Genomic DNA, 16,680 nt, shown 5'->3' with positions numbered 1-16,680 from the left:
ATTCCATTTTCCGAGGCGTTATCCAGAAAACGTGCAACGCGCTGCAACTCTCCTGATACTTCGGATAACGCCTCGTAAAAACATTATTCACCGCTCGCCACGCCCACGGCGAATCGCCACACTTCCCGCATGAAAAAAGAGAACGGCTTTACGCTTATCGAAACGCTGGTGGCAGTCTCGCTGGTTGTCATACTCAGCGCCTCAGGTCTGTACGGCTGGGACAGCTGGCAGCGGCAGCAGCGGCTGTGGCAAACCGCCAGCCAGGTGCGCGACTATCTGGTGTTTCTGCGCAACCATGCCAACCGCTACAACCGCGACCATCAAATTAGCCTTCAGCGGTTGGGGGAGACAGAGTGTCTGGTGAGCTCTCCCGTGCAAGGCTGTGAGAAAGGCAGCCCCTTTGTTCTGATTCCACTCTGGCCAGAGGTCGCGGTGAGCGAGGTCACACCTTCATTAGGGTTCTATGGGTTAAGGGATACGGCATGGGCAGGGCGGATACGCCTGCAAAGCCGTGCCGGAGAATGGCTTATCCTGGTCTCAGACGGAGGGCGCATCAGAATGTGTAAGGTCTCACAAGGAGGATCATGTCGATGAGACAACGCGGTTTCTCGCTGACAGAAGTTCTGATTGCTACGGCCATCAGTAGCCTGTTGTTGATTGGCGCATCGCGCTTTCTACCCGGATTGCAGCAGGCGGTATTACTGCAATCCGGCCAGAGAGAGCTGGAAGAAGAGGTCTGGCAGCGCCTGTTTGCTCTCGGCAAACAGCTTCAGCGTGCGGGTTACTGTGCGGGGAACTGCCAGGGGCAAGGGCTGGCGATCGCAAGGCAGGGCAGCTGCGTCATTGTTCGGTGGGATGCCAACAGTAACGGTCGCTGGGACCGCAGTGCATCAGAAAACGACAGCACCGGTTTTCGTCTGGAATCGGGCGCGCTGGAAACGCTTCGTGGGGCAACCTCGTGTGAAGGTCAGGGATGGGAAAAGCTCACGGACCCGGACAGGCTCGCCATCGCGCATTTTGTGGTGAGGAAAGTAACACACGCCGGGTTTGCGCCGGAGTTGAATATCGAACTGTCCGCCCTGCGCAACGGCGATCAAGGAGAGCCTTATCAGGCTTTGTATACGGTCACGGGGTACAACCTGTGAACCGTCAACGCGGTATGTCTTCGCTGGCGCTGGTTCTACTTTTACTGGTGCTTGGTACGCTGATCCTCACCGGCCTTAACCAGCAGCTGACAACGTTCAGCGCGCTCGTTGGCGGTGAGAGCCGTTCGCTGCAGCAGCAGGCTTCTGTACAGTCAGCGCTTGAGTGGGGACGCGTTCAGAGCTGGTCACCCGATCCTGAAGTCCAGTGCAAAAAGGCACCCGCGTGGCAAGTGTGTTTGCGGCGGCTGAGTGAGACCACTGTTTTACTGATTGCCGGAGTCAACGACCTGCTGCTCTGGCGTTCAGGAGAGATTATTGACGGTAATATTCGCTTTTCGCCTCACGGCTGGAGTGATTTTTGCCCACTAAAGGAACGTTCGCTATGCCAGCTGCCGTAAGCAAAGAAAAAGGATTTAGCATGGTTGAGGTTCTGCTGGCGATGATGCTGCTGGTCATCATCGTCACGGCACTGGCCGGTTATCATCGGGCGCTGGCGGCGCGGTTTACGCAGTTTAACCAGTATCGTCAGCTCTGGCACCACGCCTGGAATCAGGCTCAGCTCTCAACAAATGTTCTGCCCGCAGGCTGGCAGGCCAGTCGGGTGCAGACAACGCACGCAGGATGTGTCAGCATCACGGTTACACTTATTTCTCCTCTGGGGCGACGCGGTGAAATAACGCGTCTGCATTGCCCGGTTAGCCAGTAGTCGGGAGCGTCTATGTTAAGGGTCTACCACTCAAATCGTCTGGATGTGCTGGAAGCACTGATGGAATTTATCGTTGAGCGCGAGCGGCTCGACGATCCTTTTGAGCCTGAAATGGTGCTGGTGCAGAGCACCGGTATGGCACAGTGGCTGCAAATGTCGCTTTCCCGTAAGTTTGGCATTGCCGCGAATATTGATTTCCCGCTGCCCGCGAGCTTTATCTGGGAGATGTTTGTTCGCGTGTTACCGGACATCCCCGAGCAGAGCGCCTTCAACAAGCAGGGCATGAGCTGGAAGCTGATGGCGCTGCTGCCGGAGATGCTCCAGCACGATGAATTCGCCATGCTGCGCCACTACCTTAATGACGATACCGATAAGCGCAAGCTGTTCCAGCTGGCGTCGCGCACCGCCGATCTCTACGACCAATACCTTGTTTACCGTTCTGACTGGTTAATTCGCTGGGAAGCGGGCGAACTGGTTGAAGGGTTACCGGAGGCGCAAATATGGCAGGCACCGCTTTGGAAAGCGCTGGTCGAGCATACGGAGAAACTTGGGCAGCCTAAGTGGCACCGTGCCAACCTGTACGATCGGTTTATCTCAATACTCGAGAATGCGTCGGCGCGTCCAGCCCGACTGCCGTCACGCGTTTTTATCTGTGGGATATCCGCATTACCGCCTGTTTATCTGAAAGCGTTGAATGCGCTGGGTAAACATATCGATATTCATATTTTGTTCACCAACCCTTGCCGACAGTATTGGGGGGATATCCTCGACGAACGTTGGCTTGCGCGGCTGGTGACTCGCCAGCGAAAGCGCCTTTTTGAAGAACGATCCGTCCCGCTGTTTAAAGACGGCTCGACTGCCGGGCAACTTTTTGATGAAGACGGCATCCAGAACCTGCCCAATCCACTGCTTGCCTCATGGGGGAAGCTGGGGCGTGATTACATTCACATGCTCTCCGATATTACGTCATCAGGCGAAGGTGACGTTGACGCCTTTGTCGAGATCGCCCCGGATAGTCTGCTGCATAATATTCAGTTAGATATTCTGGATCTGGAGAACCGCGCCGTCATGGGCGTGACGGCGAAAGAGTTTGAGCGCAGCGACAGCAAGCGGAAGCTGGACGCTGAGGATCGCAGTATCACGATCCATGTTTGTCATAGCCCGCAGCGTGAGGTCGAAGTGCTTCACGATCGACTGCTGGCGATGCTGCAGGACGACCCTGAACTGACGCCGCGCGATATCGTGGTGATGGTGGCGGACATCGACAGCTACAGTCCCTTTATTCAGGCCGTCTTCGGCAGTGCGACGGGTGAGCGATATCTGCCTTACGCCATCTCTGACCGTCGTGCCCGTCAGTCGCACCCGGCATTGCAGGCATTTATCACCCTGCTTTCACTGCCGGATAGCCGGTTTATCTCCGAAGATGTTCTGGCGTTACTGGATGTTCCCGTGCTGGCAGCCCGCTTCAACATCAATGAAGAAGGGCTGCGCTATCTTCGCCAGTGGGTAAACGAATCAGGCGTTCGCTGGGGCATCGATGACGATAACGTCCAGGAGTTCGAGCTTCCCCCAACCGGCCAGCATACCTGGCGGTTTGGCCTGACGCGTATGCTGCTGGGCTACGCCATGGAGAGCAGCCAGGGCGAGTGGAACGAAGTGCTGCCTTACGATGAGTCCAGCGGTTTGATTGCTGACCTGGTAGGGCATTTAGCTTCTCTGCTGATGCAGCTTAACCGCTGGCGCCGTGAGCTAATGCAGCCGCGTCCGCTTGAAGAGTGGCTCCCGGTGTGCAGGGCGTTACTTAATGATTTCTTCCTGCCAGACAACGACACCGAAGCGGCGATGGCGCTCATTGAAACGCAGTGGCAGGCTATCGTTGACGAGGGCGTGAATTCCCACTATCGCGAAGCGATTCCTTTGTCGCTGCTGAGAGATGAGTTGACGCAGCGCCTTGACCAGGAGCGAATCAGCCAGCGTTTCCTGGCAGGCCCCATCAATATCTGTACCCTGATGCCAATGCGCTCAATTCCCTTTAAGGTGGTCTGCCTGCTCGGCATGAACGACGGTGTTTATCCTCGGGCCCTGGCACCGCTGGGGTTCGATTTGATGAACGCAGATCCAAAGCGGGGGGACCGTAGCCGTCGTGATGATGACCGCTATCTCTTCCTTGAAGCGCTCATCTCCGCTCAAAGTAAGCTCTATATCAGCTATATCGGGCGTTCCATTCAGGACAACAGCGAGCGCTTCCCCTCCGTTCTGGTGCAGGAACTGGTGGACTATATCGGCCAGAGCCACTATCTGGCTGGGGATGAGGCGCTTAACTGCGACGAAAGCGAGCAGCGGGTGAAGGCGCACATTACCTGTATCCACAGCCGCATGCCGTTTGACCCGGTAAACTATATTGTCAGCGAACAGCAGAGCTATGCCCGCGAATGGCTGCCAGCAGCGAAAAAAGAGGGGAGAGCCCATACGGATTTTATTCAGCCGCTTGATCCGCTGCCCATTAACACTCTGACTTTCGAACAGCTTCAGCGGTTTTGGGCGCATCCGGTGCGCGCCTTCTTCCAGCAGCGATTACAGGTCAACTTCCGCTCTGAAGAGAGCGAAATTCCTGATGCAGAACCCTTTACTCTGGAAGGACTGGAGCGCTATCAGCTAAACCTCCAGCTGCTTAATGCGCTGGTTGAAGAGGAAGATGCAGACAAACTTTACCGCCGCTACCGTGCCGCAGGGCAACTACCTTACGGTGCGTTTGGGGAAATCGTCTGGGAGGCGCAGTGCCAGGAGATGACCGCTCTGGCGGAGCGCGTCAGGGAGCACCGCCAGCCCGGACACAGCATCGAAATCGATCTCAGCTGCAAGGGCATACAGCTCACGGGCTGGCTAACCCAGGTTCAGCCAGATGGGCTACTGCGCTGGCGGCCTTCTCTGCTCAGCGTTTCACAAGGATTGCAACTCTGGCTGGAACATCTTGTCTACAGTGCGGGTGGGAATAAAGGTGAAAGCCGGATCTTCGTGCGCAAAGAGGGCGAATGGCGCTTCCCACCCATGGAGGCAGAACAGGCGTTACGCTATCTGTCCTTGTATATTGAGGGCTATCTTCAGGGAATGAACAAACCCCTCCTGTTACTGCCCGAAAGTGGCGGTGCGTGGATAAAAGCCTGTTATGACGCGCAGAATGATGCGATGTTAACGGATGAGGCTTCGCTGCAGAAAGCGCGCAGTAAATTTATGCAGGCCTATGAAGGAAACATGATGGTACGCGGTGAAGGTGAGGATGTCTGGTATCAACGTCTATGGCGAACGCTTGAACCAGAATACTTCGAGGCTATTACGGAAGAGGCACAGCGCTACCTGTTACCGTTGTTTAAGTTTAATCAGTCCTGAGCGCTGTATAAAAATTGCGCAGCATGGGGTGTTCATTTATGATGCACTTCTTATCACGGACTGATGTACCTAAATAAAGAGATGTTGGCGTGTCCAGCACGCAGTTTGTTAATGATGTTTGCCCTAAATAATTCGAGTTGCAGGAAGGCGGCAAGGGCGTGAATCTCCGGGAGCTTACATGAGTAAGTGACTGGGGTGAACGCATGCAGCCGACGCACATGCAACTTGAAGTATGACGGGATAGCCGTGATAAAGAGGTCGTAATGCCAGGCAGCACCTTGTTCAAAGCGTTTGTTTTGTTTGTCGCCCTTTGGGCTCCCGTCACTCAGGCAGACTCCGGTTGGCAACCCGTTCAGGAAACTATCCGTAAGAGCGAAAAAGATACCCGTCAGTATCAGGCTATCCGCCTTGATAACGGTATGACCGTGCTGCTGGTTTCCGATCCGCAGGCGGTGAAATCCCTCTCGGCGTTAGTGGTGCCGGTTGGATCGCTGGAAGATCCTGAGGCGCATCCGGGGCTGGCGCATTACCTCGAACACATGACGCTGATGGGCTCTAAAAAATATCCGCAGCCGGATAGCCTTTCAGAATTCCTGAAAATGCACGGCGGCAGCCACAACGCCAGCACGGCACCGTACCGCACGGCCTTTTATCTCGAAGTCGAAAATGACGCGCTGGCAGGGGCGGTTGATCGTCTTGCCGATGCTATCGCCGCGCCGCTGCTGGATAAAAAATACGCCGACCGCGAGCGCAATGCCGTCAATGCGGAGCTGACCTTGGCCCGTACCCGGGACGGTATGCGTATGGCGCAGGTCAGCGCCGAGACCATCAACCCGGCGCATCCGGGCTCACGTTTCTCGGGCGGTAACCTGGAGACGCTGAGCGATAAACCGGGAAGCCCGGTCATTGACGCCCTGCATGCGTTTCGTGACAAATACTACTCCGCCAACCTGATGAAGGCGGTTATTTACAGCAACAAACCGTTGCCGGAGCTTGCCGGACTGGCGGCACAAACGTTTGGCCGGGTGCCGAATAAAAATATTGACCTGCCGAAGATAGACGTACCGGTTGTCACGGACGCGCAAAAAGGGATCGTCATCCACTACGTCCCTGCCATGCCCCGCAAAGTGCTGCGCGTTGAGTTCCGCATTGATAACAACACAGCCCAGTTTCGCAGTAAAACCGACGAGCTGGTGACCTACCTGATTGGTAACCGCAGCCCGGGAACCTTATCTGACTGGCTGCAAAAACAGGGGCTGGTGGAAGGGATCCGCGCCGATTCCGATCCCGTGGTAAACGGCAACAGCGGCGTGCTGGCGATCTCCGCCACCCTGACCGACAAAGGTCAGGCCAACCGTGATGAAGTGGTGGCGGCTATCTTTAGCTACCTCTCTTTACTGCGCGAGAAAGGCGTCGATAAGCGCTATTTTGATGAACTGGCGCACGTGCTGGATCTCGATTTCCGTTACCCGTCCATTACCCGCGATATGGATTACGTGGAGTGGCTGGCGGATACCATGATCCGCGTGCCGGTGGCGCACACGCTCGACGCGGTCAATATTGCCGATCGTTATGATGCCGAGGCGGTAAAAGCGCGCCTGGCGATGATGACGCCGCAAAATGCCCGCATCTGGTACATCAGCCCGAACGAACCGCATAACAAGACGGCATACTTTGTTGATGCCCCTTATCAGGTAGACAAAATCAGCGACCAGACCTTCGCCGACTGGCAGAAGAAGGCCGGTGAGATTGCGTTGAAGCTGCCGGAGCTGAACCCCTATATCCCGGATGATTTCTCGCTGATCAAAACGACTAAGGATTATCCGCACCCGGAGCTCATTATTGATGAACCGACGCTTCGCGTGGTGTATACCCCAAGCCGTTATTTTGCGAGCGAGCCAAAGGCCGATGTCAGCGTGGTCCTGCGTAACCCGAAAGCGATGAACAGCGCCAAAAATCAGGTGATGTTCGCGCTCAATGACTATCTGGCCGGTATCGCGCTCGATCAGCTCAGCAACCAGGCGGCCGTGGGCGGGATCAGTTTCTCCACCAACGCCAACAACGGTTTGATGCTTAATGCAAATGGCTATACTCAGCGTCTGCCTCAGCTTTTCAAGGCACTGCTCGAGGGTTACTTCAGCTACACGCCAACGGAAGAGCAGCTTGAGCAGGCTAAATCCTGGTATGCGCAGATGATGGATTCTGCAGAAAAGGGCAAAGCTTACGATCAGGCGCTTATGCCGGCACAAATGCTGTCGCAAATACCTTATTTCCAGCGTGAAGAACGCCGCGCCTTGCTGCCATCAATCTCATTAAAAGAGGTGCTGGCTTACCGTGACTCGCTAAAAACTAACACGCGCCCGGAGTTTCTTATCGTCGGCAACATGAGCGAAGATCAGGCCAAAACGCTGGCAGAAAATGTTCGCACGCAGCTCGGTTCGAAAGGGGACGAGTGGTGCCGTAACCAGGACGTGCTGGTTGAGAAAAAACAGAATGTGATCTTTGAAAAAGCGGGCAGCAGCACCGATTCCGCGCTGGCCGCGGTGTTTGTGCCAACGGGCTATGATGAATTCGCAAGCTCTGCGCAGAGCGCCGTTCTGGGTCAGATTATTCAGCCGTGGTTCTATAACCAGCTGCGCACAGAAGAGCAGCTTGGCTATGCGGTATTTGCTTTCTCAATGAACGTGGGGCGTCAATGGGGGCTGGGCTTCCTGCTGCAAAGCAGCGACAAACAGCCGGCCTATCTCTGGCACCGCTATCAGGCGTTCTTCCCGCAGGTGGAAGCAAAACTGCGGGCCATGAAGCCGGAAGAGTTTGCTCAGATCCAGCAGGCCGTCATCGCTCAGGTGATGCAGCCGCCGCAGACGCTGGGCGAAGAGGCGTCGCAGCTGAGCAAAGATTTCGATCGCGGTAATCTGAAATTTGATTCGCGTGATAAAGTAGTGGCCGAGATAAAACAGCTGACGCCGCAGAAGGCTGCCGATTTCTTCCATCAGGCCGTGATTAAGCCGCAGGGCATCACTATCCTGTCTCAGGTTTCCGGTAGCCAGAACGGGAAAACGGACTACGTGAACCCGAAAGGCTGGAAAGTCTGGAAGAGCGTCAGCGTGTTGCAGCAATCTATGCCCTGGAGTAAGAAAGAATGACCGATACCGCTGAGTCCCTTGATCCCTTACGTTTACCTCTGCAGGGTGAACGATTGATTGAAGCCTCAGCGGGAACGGGAAAAACCTTCACCATCGCCGCGCTCTATCTGCGCCTGCTGTTAGGGCTTGGCGGTAACGCCGCTTTTCCTCGTCCTTTGAGCGTTGAAGAGCTGCTGGTCGTTACCTTTACCGAGGCTGCCACCGCTGAGCTGCGCGGCCGTATTCGGACCAATATCCACGAACTGCGCATCGCCTGTCTGCGCCAGAGCACGGATAACCCTCTATACGCGAGCCTTCTGAAAGAGATTGCCGATAAGCAACAGGCAGCCCAGTGGCTGCTCCTCGCAGAAAGGCAGATGGACGAAGCGTCCGTCTTCACCATTCACGGTTTTTGCCAGCGCATGCTGAGCCTGAATGCGTTTGAATCCGGCATGCTGTTTGAGCAACAGCTTATTGAAGATGAATCCGTGCTTCGCTATCAGGCCTGCGCGGATTTCTGGCGTCGCCACTGCTATCCGTTACAGCGGGATATTGCGGAAGCGGTACATGCGTTGTGGAAGGGGCCCGAAGCACTGTTGCGCGCCATCGATCGTTATCTTCAGGGGGAAGCGCCGGTCATCAAATCTCCGCCCCCGGCGGATGAAACCCTGGCCTCGCGCCATGAAAAAATCATCGCGAAAATTGCTGACATCAAGCAAAAGTGGATGGAGTCAGTCGGCGAGATTGACGCCATCCTCGAAAATTCCGGGATTGACCGCCGCAAGTTCAACCGCGGCAACCAGGGCAAATGGATCGAAAAGATCAGCGCGTGGGCGCAGGAAGAGACGCGCAGTTACCAGCTCCCGGATGCGCTGGAGAAATTCTCCCGGCGTTTCCTGGTTGAGCGGACCAAAGCCGACGGTATCGTGCCTGAACATCCCCTGTTTCTGGCGATTGAAACCCTGCTGGCGGAGCCCCTGACGCTCAACGATCTGATGATCACTCGCGCCATGACGGAGATCCGCGACGCCGTCGCGCGTGAAAAGCGTCGCCGGGGCGAACTGGGGTTCGACGATATGCTGAGCCGACTTGATGCGGCGCTGTGCAGTGAAAATGGCGAAGCGCTTGCCGCTGCGATTCGCACCCGCTTCCCGGTGGCAATGATTGACGAATTTCAGGACACCGACCCACAGCAGTACCGCATTTTCCGCCGTATCTGGCGCCAGCAGCCCGGCACCGCGTTGTTGTTAATCGGCGATCCTAAGCAGGCCATTTACGCCTTCCGCGGTGCGGATATTTTTACCTACATGAAAGCCCGTAGCGAGGTTGACGCGCACTACACGCTCGACACCAACTGGCGCTCTTCTCCCGGCATGGTGGAAAGCGTCAATGCGCTCTTCAGCCGCATGGATACGGCGTTTATGTTCCGGGAGATCCCTTTCCAGCCGGTCAAGTTCGCCCCTAAAAATACCGCGTTGCGCTTCGAGGTTAATGGCGAAACTCAGCCAGCCATGAACTTCTGGCTACTTGACGGGGAAGGCTGGGGCGTCGCGGACTATCAAAATGCTATGGCCCAGCACTGTGCGGCGCAAATTAGGGACTGGCTCAGCGCAGGCGCGCGCGGCGATGCGCTGCTGTGGAAGGAGGATAAACCAGCCCCGGTAAAGGCATCTGATATCACGGTGCTGGTGCGCAGCCGTCAGGAGGCCGCGCTTATCCGCGACGCCCTGACGCTACTGAATATACCGTCCGTCTACCTCTCCAACCGCGACAGCGTTTTTGAAACGCTGGAAGCCCTCGAGATGCTATGGCTGCTGCAGGCTGTGCTGGCCCCGGAGCGTGAAAGCACGCTCCGCAGCGCCTTAGCGAGCGCGATGCTCGGGCTGAACGCGCGTGACATTGATGCGCTTAATACTGACGAATTCGCGTGGGATGCTGTGGTAGAAGAGTTTGTGCGCTACCGTGAAAAATGGCAGAAGCGCGGCGTGATGGCGATGGTGCGCGAGCTCATGGCACATCGTCACATTGCGGAAAACATGCTGGCGACAGCGGGCGGCGAGCGCCGTCTGACCGATATTTTGCACATCAGCGAGCTGCTCCAGGAAGCGGGTACGCAGCTGGAGAGCGAGCATGCTCTGGTGCGCTGGCTGGCCCAGCAGATTGCCGACCCTAACAGCAATTCCTCCAGCCAGCAGATGCGCCTCGAGAGCGATAAACATCTGGTGCAGATCGTCACCATTCACAAGTCGAAAGGCCTGGAATATCCGCTGGTCTGGCTGCCGTTTATCGCTAATTATCGCGTGCAGGACCAGGCTTTTTACCACGATCGCGAGTCGTTCGAAGCGGTACTCGACCTCAGCAATGCGGAGTCCAGCGTCGAGCTGGCCGAAGCCGAGCGTCTCGCGGAAGACCTGCGCCTGCTATACGTGGCGCTGACCCGTTCGGTCTGGCACTGTTCCCTGGGCGTCGCGCCGCTGTTCCGGCGCCGTGGCGAAAAGAGCGGCGAGAGTGATTTTCATCTGAGCGCGCTGGGGCGGCTTATTCAGCGCGGCGAGCCTAAAGATGCCGCAGGGCTGCGCCAGTGCATCGAATCACTTTGCTCAGAGCATGTTGCCCTGCATATTCCCTCCCAGCCCGACAGCAGCCGCTGGCAGACGCCGGAGCAGGGAGAGTCAGCGCTGCATGCCCGCGAGGTGGCTCGCACAATCGCTGACGACTGGCGCGTTACCAGTTACTCCGGTTTACAGCAGCACGGACAGAGTATTGCGCAGGATCTGATGCCAAAACTGGACGTGGATGCCGCTGGGGCCGGGAGCGTGCCCGTCGAGCCGGCGCTCACGCCGCATCAGTTTCCGCGCGGCGCCTCGCCGGGCACGTTTTTGCACAGCCTGTTTGAAGAGCTGGATTTTACCCAGCCGGTATCAGAAGAGTGGGTGCTGAAGATGTTACAGAGCGGCGGCTACGACGCACAGTGGCAGCCGGTTCTCACTGAATGGATCCGCGCTGTTCTGCACGCGCCGCTCACGGTGCAGGGGATCTCGCTGAGCCAGCTGACCGCCAAAGATAAGCAGGTGGAGATGGAGTTTTACCTTCCCATCGCCAGCCCGCTCAGGGCCGAGGCGCTTGATGCGCTGATCCGCGAGTACGATCCGTTATCCGCCGGGTGTCCGCCGCTGAATTTTCGCCAGGTGCAGGGGATGCTGAAAGGCTTTATCGACCTGGTTTTCCGCCACGAAGGTCGCTACTACCTGCTGGATTACAAATCGAACTGGCTGGGAGCAAACAGCGAAGCCTATACCCAGCAGGCGATGGCCTCAGCGATGCAAATGCATCGCTACGATCTGCAGTATCAGCTTTACACCCTGGCGCTGCACCGTTACCTGCGCCATCGCATGGCCGATTATCGCTATGAAGATCATTTTGGCGGCGTCATTTACCTGTTTCTGCGCGGCGTGGATGCTAACGACCCGCGTTCGGGTATCTTCAGCACCCGTCCGGCTGTGGAGTTGATTGAAAAGATGGATAACCTGTTTGCTGCAAGCACGGAGGAAGTAGCATGACGATGCAGGCGCTACTGCTGGACGCAATTGAACAACGTGCACTTCGCCACCTGGACGTACAATTTGCCATGATGGTGGCGGGCGAAGAGCCTGCCGTCATGCTTGCCGCGGCGATCCTGAGTAAAGATGCGGGAGAAGGGCATGTCTGTCTGCCGCTTTCACGTCTGGTGGTGGATGAGAAAATGCCGCCGGCTTTACAGGCGTGTTTCGCGCTTCTGGGTGAGGCAGTGGACTGGCAAGAAATATTACTCCGCTCTCCCGCCGTCAGCAGCGCCGATACCGGTACGCCAATGATTTTGACGGGTGAACGTTTGTATCTGAACCGGCTGTGGCGTAACGAACTGACGGTGGCGCGCTTTTTCAGCGAGACCAATGCTCCGCTCCCGTGCGATGAAGCACTGCTCCGGCAAACGCTGGATACGCTGTTTACCTCTGACGACGAGACAGACTGGCAGAAAGTGGCGGCAGCAGTGGCGTTAACGCGGCGAATATCGGTGATTTCGGGCGGGCCTGGCACCGGTAAAACGACCACCGTGGCTAAGCTGCTTGCCGCGCTGATTCAGTTATCGGGTGAGCAAAAGTGTCGTATCCGCCTGGCGGCACCCACCGGTAAAGCGGCTGCACGTCTGACGGAGTCGTTAGGCGGCGCGCTGCAAAAACTGCCGCTTACCGGGGAGCGGCTTGCGCTTTTCCCTAACGAAGCCAGCACGCTGCACCGCTTGCTCGGCGCGCAGCCGGGTAGCCAGCGTCTGCGCTACCATGCCGGTAACCCGCTGCATCTGGACGTGCTGGTGGTGGATGAAGCGTCGATGATTGACCTGACGATGATGTCGCGTTTGATTGATGCGTTGCCGCCGCACGCGCGCGTCATTTTCCTCGGCGACCGCGATCAGCTTGCCTCCGTGGAGGCCGGGGCCGTGCTGGGCGATATCTGCACCTATGCCAGCCTGGGGTATACCGCAGAACGCGCTGAGGAGCTGGCGCGCCTGACCGGATGTTCGCTCGCGGCTGAGAACCATTTACTTGCGGGGGCGCTGCGCGACAGCCTGTGTTTACTGCAAAAAAGCTACCGTTTTGGCAGCGACTCCGGCATTGGTCAGCTTGCGGCGGCGGTGAACCGGGGCGACCGGCACGCTACCTGTGCGGTATTTGACGGTACCTTTACCGATATTGAGAAAAAATCGCTGCAAACCGGGGAAGAGTATCAGGCGATGCTGGATGACGCCCTGCTGGGGTACCAACATTTTCTGACGGGCGTACAGCAGCAAAGCACGCCGGAGCAGGTCATTGCCGCGTTTGGCGAATACCAGCTGCTCTGCGCGTTGAGGGAAGGGCCCTTTGGCGTCAGCGGCCTGAACGACAGGCTGGAACAGCTGCTGGCGCAAAAGCGTAAAATCAACCGTACTCCGCACTCGCGCTGGTATGAAGGCCGGCCGGTGATGATCTCCCGCAACGACAGCGCGCTGGGGTTGTTTAACGGGGATATCGGGATTGCGCTCGATCGCGGGCAGGGGCTTCGCGTCTGGTTCCAGATGCCGGACGGTAGCGTGAAGTCCTTCCAGCCGAGCCGTTTGCCCGAGCATGAAACTGCCTGGGCGATGACGGTGCATAAATCCCAGGGTTCTGAGTTTAACCATGCGGCACTTATCCTGCCCACACAGCTTTCCCCCGTCGTTACCCGCGAGCTGATCTATACCGCCATTACGCGCGCGCGTCAGCGCCTGTCGCTGTATACCGATGAACGGGTGCTGGTACAGGCGATTGCCACCCGCACGGAACGCCGAAGCGGGCTGAGCGCGATATTTGACTCCCTCTGAACGATGCCGGAAAAGAAAGGATTACCCCAGGTCGGCCATCAGCACTTTCGAACGGCGCTGATAGTTGTACATCTCTTTCTTCGTTTCCGGCAGAGAATCAATATCCACCGGCGTGAACCCGCGCTCCTGGAACCAGTGAATGCTGCGCGTCGTCAGGACGAAAAGCTTGCTCAGCCCCATCTGACGCGCCTGTGCCGCCACGCGCTCAAGCAGCATTTCGCCGCGTGAAGAGCTGCGGTAATCCGGGTGCACCGCCACGCAGGCCATTTCTCCGATTTTCTCTTCCGGGAACGGATAGAGGGCGGCGCAGGCAATGGTCAGGTTATCGCGCTGGATAATGGTGAATTTGTCGATCTCCATCTCCAGCTGCTCGCGGGAGCGACGAACCAGAATACCCTGCTGTTCCAGCGGACGGATCAGCTCCAGAATGCCGCCGATATCGTTGATGGTCGCGCGGCGAATCTGCTCCGCACTTTCCATCACAATCTGGGTGCCAATACCGTCGCGGGAGAACAGCTCCTGCAGCAGAGCTCCGTCTTCCTGATAGCTGATCAGGTGACTACGGCGCACGCCGCTGCGGCAGGCCTTCACGGCGCCACGCAGGAAGCGGACGGTGCCGGAGTGGTAATCCCCTTCGGCTTCCAGCGCTTCAACGCGGGCCTGCGCTTCATTCGGGAAGAGTTCCGGCACAATCACCCCTTCATCGTTTACGACGCCCTGGGAGGAGCAAAACCCAATCATTTTTTCCGCCTTCAGCTTGATCGCCAGCTGGGTGGCAATCTCTTCGGACGTCAGGTTAAAGCTTTCACCGGTTACGGAAACCGCCACCGGCCCCATCAGCACAATGGCACCGCTGTCGAGCTGACGGTGAATGGCCTCTTCATCAATACGACGAATGCGGCCGCTGTGGCAGTAATCCACGCCATCGTCCACGCCGAGCGGCTGGGCAATGATAAAGTTGCCGCTCACGACGTTGATATGCGCGCCCTGTAGCGGCGTGTTGTTCAGGCTCATCGACAGGCGAGCGGTGATATCCAGCTGCAGCAGACCCGCCGCCTGCTTCACCAGCTCCAGGGTTTTGGCATCCGTGACGCGGGTATGTTTGTGGTAAATCGGCTCGTGGTGGTGAGCGGCCAGGTTGGCGTCGATCTGCGGGCGCGCGCCATAGACCACCACCAGGCGGATCCCGAGGCTGTGCAGCAGGCCAATGTCATTGACGATGCTAGAAAAATTTTCATGCTCAATGGCTTCGCCGCCCAGCATGATGACAAACGTTTTTCCCCGGTGGGCGTTGATATAGGGAACAGAATGGCGGAATCCCTGGACCAGTTCGGTTCTACGTTCCTTCACCATGGCACAACCCTTAATGAATGTTTATTCGTAATTTATGTATTTTTATTCGATTGTGGGCGCGTGTGCAAGTGCAAATTTTCTGCGACCTACAGAAATTAATAAGTAATCCGTGCGTTAACGTATGATTGTTTACCCTTTTATAGATGACAGTTTATGCGTCATTCGTTAAAGTTTTCGGTCAATCTGCACTTTTGTATATCAGTTTGTTTTCTTGCTCGGGAGAAGCATGTCGGGATCCAATTCAGCAATAAGCCGCCGCCGTTTGTTAAAAGGGGCCGGGGCAATGTGGTTGCTTAGCGTCAGCCAGGTCGGTCTTGCCGCCACGAGTCAGGTGGTGGCGGTGCGCGTCTGGCCGTCGTCGACCTATACGCGCGTGACGGTTGAATCCAATCGCGTGCTGAAATATAAGCAATTTGCCCTCAGCAACCCTGAACGCGTGGTGGTGGATCTCGAAGGGGTGAACCTCAACTCCGTGCTGAAAGGCATGGCGGCGCAGATCCGCGGTGACGATCCGTTTATTAAATCGGCGCGCGTCGGGCAGTTTGATCCGCAAACCGTGCGCATGGTGTTTGAGCTTAAGCAGAACGTTAAGCCGCAGCTGTTCGCCCTGGCGCCCGTCGCGACGTTTAAAGAGCGTCTGGTGATGGATCTTTACCCGGCGAATGCGACGGATATTCAGGATCCGCTTCTCGCCCTGCTGGAGGATTACAACAAAGGCGATCTTCAGCGTCAGGTGCCGCCTGCGCAAAGCGGCCCGCAGCCGGGGAAAGCAGGGCGCGATCGTCCGATTGTGATCATGCTCGATCCCGGCCACGGCGGCGAAGACTCCGGTGCGGTGGGGAAATACCATACGCGTGAAAAAGATGTGGTGCTGCAAATTGCCCGTCGTCTGAAGGCGTTAATTGATAAAGAGGGCAATATGCGCGCCTACATGACGCGCAATGAGGATGTCTTTATCCCGCTGAAGGTGAGGGTGGCGAAAGCGCAGAAGCAGCGTGCCGATCTGTTCGTCTCGATCCATGCGGATGCCTTTACCAGCCGCCAGCCGAGCGGCTCGTCGGTGTTTGCGCTCTCAACCAAGGGCGCGACCAGTACCGCGGCGCGATACCTTGCGGACACCCAGAACGCCTCGGACCTGATCGGTGGCGTGAGCAAAAGCGGCGACCGCTACGTCGACCACACCATGTTCGACATGGTGCAGTCCCTGACCATTAACGACAGCCTGAAGTTTGGTAAAGCGGTGCTGGGCAAGCTGGGGAACATCAATAAGCTGCACAAAAACAGCGTTGAGCAGGCCGGGTTTGCGGTGCTGAAGGCACCGGATATCCCGTCCATTCTGGTAGAAACCGCGTTTATCAGTAACGTTGAAGAAGAGCGTAAGCTCAAGACGGCAAAGTTCCAGCAGGAGGTGGCGGAGTCGATTCTGGCGGGGATACGGGCGTATTTCTCAGACGGGGCGACGCTGGCGCGGCGCGGGTAGGTTTTTAGCCGGGTGAAATGCCCGGCAAATTCACAAACGGCAGATACAAAAAAACACCCTTAAGGGTGTTTATTGTTTTTAGAAGTGTTGGTTGCGGGGGCCGGATT

General features: G+C 57.0%; 10 protein-coding genes. 9 read left to right on the top strand and 1 reads right to left on the bottom strand.

Annotated features, from left to right (window positions below; genetic code table 11):
- The first annotated feature begins 129 nt into the window (after positions 1-129).
- From IM295_RS22145 to recD, 8 genes are all read left to right on the top strand, one after another.
- Complete coding sequence (locus tag IM295_RS22145; protein ID WP_069732751.1) at positions 130-594, top strand: prepilin peptidase-dependent protein; 465 nt, start codon at positions 130-132, stop codon at positions 592-594.
- A complete protein-coding gene (locus tag IM295_RS22140) occupies positions 585-1,145 on the top strand; it encodes a prepilin peptidase-dependent protein (protein WP_193067332.1) in 561 nt (186 codons plus the stop codon). The genes IM295_RS22145 and IM295_RS22140 overlap by 10 nt, the downstream gene beginning before the upstream one ends.
- Positions 1,142-1,543, top strand: coding sequence for a DUF2509 family protein (locus tag IM295_RS22135; protein WP_047367465.1), 402 nt, complete (start codon positions 1,142-1,144; stop codon positions 1,541-1,543). The genes IM295_RS22140 and IM295_RS22135 overlap by 4 nt, the downstream gene beginning before the upstream one ends.
- Positions 1,528-1,851 carry a prepilin-type N-terminal cleavage/methylation domain-containing protein gene (locus IM295_RS22130; RefSeq protein ID WP_041908385.1) on the top strand — a complete coding sequence of 108 codons (324 nt, stop codon included), beginning with the start codon at positions 1,528-1,530 and terminating at the stop codon, positions 1,849-1,851. The genes IM295_RS22135 and IM295_RS22130 overlap by 16 nt, the downstream gene beginning before the upstream one ends.
- A 12-nt stretch (positions 1,852-1,863) precedes the next feature.
- A complete protein-coding gene (gene recC / locus IM295_RS22125; protein ID WP_049136433.1) occupies positions 1,864-5,238 on the top strand; it encodes an exodeoxyribonuclease V subunit gamma in 3,375 nt (1,124 codons plus the stop codon).
- A 263-nt stretch (positions 5,239-5,501) separates the two neighbouring features.
- Positions 5,502-8,384 carry a pitrilysin gene (gene ptrA, locus IM295_RS22120; RefSeq protein WP_193067331.1) on the top strand — a complete coding sequence of 961 codons (2,883 nt, stop codon included), beginning with the start codon at positions 5,502-5,504 and terminating at the stop codon, positions 8,382-8,384.
- The gene (gene recB / locus IM295_RS22115) at positions 8,381-11,923 is read left to right on the top strand and encodes an exodeoxyribonuclease V subunit beta (RefSeq protein ID WP_193067330.1); all 3,543 of its coding nucleotides are present in this window, start codon (positions 8,381-8,383) and stop codon (positions 11,921-11,923) included. The genes ptrA and recB overlap by 4 nt, the downstream gene beginning before the upstream one ends.
- Entirely contained in the window at positions 11,920-13,740 is a 1,821-nt protein-coding gene (recD, locus tag IM295_RS22110; RefSeq protein WP_045260899.1) for an exodeoxyribonuclease V subunit alpha, read from the top strand. Before recB ends, recD begins: the two co-directional genes overlap by 4 nt.
- Before the next feature lie 21 nt (positions 13,741-13,761).
- Here the strand turns inward: recD and argA are convergent, their stop codons facing one another.
- Positions 13,762-15,093, bottom strand: coding sequence for an amino-acid N-acetyltransferase (gene argA, locus IM295_RS22105; RefSeq protein WP_014885072.1), 1,332 nt, complete (start codon positions 15,091-15,093; stop codon positions 13,762-13,764).
- Between the two features lie 226 nt (positions 15,094-15,319).
- On the opposite strand from argA, the gene amiC reads away from it, so the two are divergent.
- Positions 15,320-16,573: an N-acetylmuramoyl-L-alanine amidase AmiC gene (gene amiC, locus IM295_RS22100; protein ID WP_014885071.1), complete on the top strand. Its 1,254-nt coding sequence runs from the start codon at positions 15,320-15,322 to the stop codon at positions 16,571-16,573.
- The last annotated feature ends 107 nt before the right edge of the window (positions 16,574-16,680 follow it).

This window comes from Enterobacter cloacae complex sp. P14RS, assembly GCF_014895895.1.
GTDB lineage: Bacteria > Pseudomonadota > Gammaproteobacteria > Enterobacterales > Enterobacteriaceae > Enterobacter > Enterobacter bugandensis.
The sequence above is the reverse complement of the archived record's forward strand: the minus strand, read 5'-3'. Positions and strand labels throughout refer to the sequence as shown.

Excerpts from the sequence above, each read along its gene's own strand:
- IM295_RS22145 (WP_069732751.1), top strand. The coding sequence starts at position 130 with ATGAAAAAAGAGAACGGCTTTACGCTTATCGAAACGCTGGTGGCAGTC.
- IM295_RS22140 (WP_193067332.1), top strand. The coding sequence starts at position 585 with ATGTCGATGAGACAACGCGGTTTCTCGCTGACAGAAGTTCTGATTGCT.
- IM295_RS22130 (WP_041908385.1), top strand. The coding sequence starts at position 1,528 with ATGCCAGCTGCCGTAAGCAAAGAAAAAGGATTTAGCATGGTTGAGGTT.
- recC (WP_049136433.1), top strand. The coding sequence starts at position 1,864 with ATGTTAAGGGTCTACCACTCAAATCGTCTGGATGTGCTGGAAGCACTG.
- ptrA (WP_193067331.1), top strand. The coding sequence starts at position 5,502 with ATGCCAGGCAGCACCTTGTTCAAAGCGTTTGTTTTGTTTGTCGCCCTT.
- recB (WP_193067330.1), top strand. The coding sequence starts at position 8,381 with ATGACCGATACCGCTGAGTCCCTTGATCCCTTACGTTTACCTCTGCAG.
- recD (WP_045260899.1), top strand. The coding sequence starts at position 11,920 with ATGACGATGCAGGCGCTACTGCTGGACGCAATTGAACAACGTGCACTT.
- argA (WP_014885072.1), bottom strand. The coding sequence starts at position 15,093 with ATGGTGAAGGAACGTAGAACCGAACTGGTCCAGGGATTCCGCCATTCT.
- amiC (WP_014885071.1), top strand. The coding sequence starts at position 15,320 with ATGTCGGGATCCAATTCAGCAATAAGCCGCCGCCGTTTGTTAAAAGGG.